This window comes from Cellulomonas sp. IC4_254, assembly GCF_011603975.1.
Taxonomy (GTDB): domain Bacteria; phylum Actinomycetota; class Actinomycetes; order Actinomycetales; family Cellulomonadaceae; genus Cellulomonas.
Genome location: NZ_JAANNB010000346.1, coordinates 1 through 1,862 on the forward strand (window position 1 = coordinate 1; position 1,862 = coordinate 1,862).

At 78.0% G+C, this 1,862-nt stretch carries 2 protein-coding genes; both read left to right on the forward strand.

Annotated elements, in window-relative coordinates; all coding sequences use genetic code 11:
- Positions 1-41 precede the first annotated feature (41 nt).
- Entirely contained in the window at positions 42-890 is an 849-nt protein-coding gene (gene proC, locus G6556_RS18625) for a pyrroline-5-carboxylate reductase (RefSeq protein WP_166944614.1), read from the forward strand.
- An 8-nt stretch (positions 891-898) separates the two neighbouring features.
- Positions 899-1,862: LacI family DNA-binding transcriptional regulator (locus G6556_RS18630; RefSeq protein ID WP_346775007.1), on the forward strand; the 964-nt coding region annotated here is incomplete at its 3' end.

Sequence of the window (1,862 nt, forward strand, 5' to 3'; positions counted from 1 at the left end):
CCGCCAGCCCCACCCGCACGACCACCACCGGAGGACACCCGATGACGCAGACCACGGCACGACCGCACGCGGCGGTCCTCGGCGGCGGCGTCATGGGGGAGGCCCTGGTCACCGCGCTGCTCGCGGCGGGCTGGACCGCGGACGACGTCGACGTCACCGAGCGCAGCGCCGCGCGCGCCATGGAGCTGTCCGGCCGGTACGGCGTGCGCGCCGCGGACCCGAACGCCAAGGCCGTGAAGGGGGCGGGCCTGGTGCTGATCGCGGTCAAGCCGCAGGTCGTGCCGGACGTGCTGGCCGAGATCGCCCCGACGCTGCGGCCCGGGACGCTCGTCGTCTCCGTCGCCGCCGGCATCCCGGTCGCGGTGTACGAGGCCGCGCTGCCGGAGGGCACGCCGGTCGTCCGGGTCATGCCGAACACCCCGGCGCTGGTCGGCAAGGGCGCCAGCGCGATCGCCCCGGGCACGCACGCGACCGACGAGCACCTCGACCTCGCCGAGCGTGCGCTCGCCGCGACCGGGCTGGTCGTGCGGGTCGCCGAGAAGGACCTCGACGCGGTCACGGCCATCTCGGGCTCGGGCCCGGCGTACGCGTTCTACCTGATCGACGCGATGGCGGAGGCGGGTGTCCTGCTGGGGCTGACCCGCGACCTCGCGACCCGGCTCGCGGTCGCGACCGTCGAGGGCTCGGCGGCGCTGGCCGCGCAGACCGGCGACCACCCGGTGGTGCTGCGCGAGCGGGTGTCGTCGCCCGGCGGGACCACCGTCGCCGGCGTGGCGCAGCTCGACGCGCACGGCGTCCGGGCCGGCGTGGTCGCGGCGGCCCGCGCGGCGCACGACCGGTCGCGGGAGCTCGGCGCGGCGGCGGCCCCGTCGCCCCGCGGGGACCGGTAGGCCGCGCCGTGACCGGCACGCCCGGCGCCCCCGCGGTCCGGCGCCCGCCCGCGATGAGCGACGTCGCCGCGCTCGCGGGGGTGTCGCACCAGACGGTGTCGCGCGTGCTCAACGACCACCCGAGCGTCCGCCCCGAGACCCGGGACCGGGTGCTCGCGGCGATCGCGGAGCTCGGCTACCGGCGGAACAGCGCGGCCCGCGCCCTGGTCACCCGCCGGTCCGGCGCCCTGGGCGTCGTCACCACGTCGTCGGTGCACCACGGCCCGACCAGCACGCTGATCGGCCTGGAGAGCGCGGCCCGCGAGGTCGGGTACTACGTGAGCGTCGCGGCCATCGACAGGTTCGACGGCGGGACGATGCGCGGCGCGCTCGACCACTTCCTGGACCAGGCCGTCGAGGGCATCGCGATCATCGCGCCCCAGGTCGACGTGGCGGAGGCGGTCGCGGCGTTCGACGTCCCGGTGCCGGTCGTCTCCGTGACGTCCGGCGAACCGGTGCCCGGGCCGGCGCACGTGGTGGCGGTCGGCGTCGACCAGCGCGAGGGCGCCCGGGCCGCGACCCGGCACCTGGTCGACCTCGGGCACCGCGAGGTCGTGCACCTCGCCGGGCCGCAGGACTGGTTCGACGCGCAGGAGCGGCTCGCGGGCTGGCGCGAGGCGTGCGCGGCCGCGGGGGTCGGGGCGCCGGAGCCGGTCGAGGTCGACTGGTCCGCCGAGTCCGGCTACCGCGAGGGGCTGCGGCTGGCCGACGCGGGCGCGCCGACCGCCGTCTTCGCCGCGAACGACCAGCTCGCCCTCGGCCTGCTGCGCGCGTTCTGGGAGCGCGGGCTGCGGGTGCCGCAGGACGTGTCGGTGGTGGGCTTCGACGACGAGGCCGGCGCCGCGTACTTCGTCCCGCCGCTGACGACCGTCCGGCAGGACTTCCCGGCGCTCGGCCGCAGCGCGATCCAGGCCCTGGTCGGCGCCCTCGCGG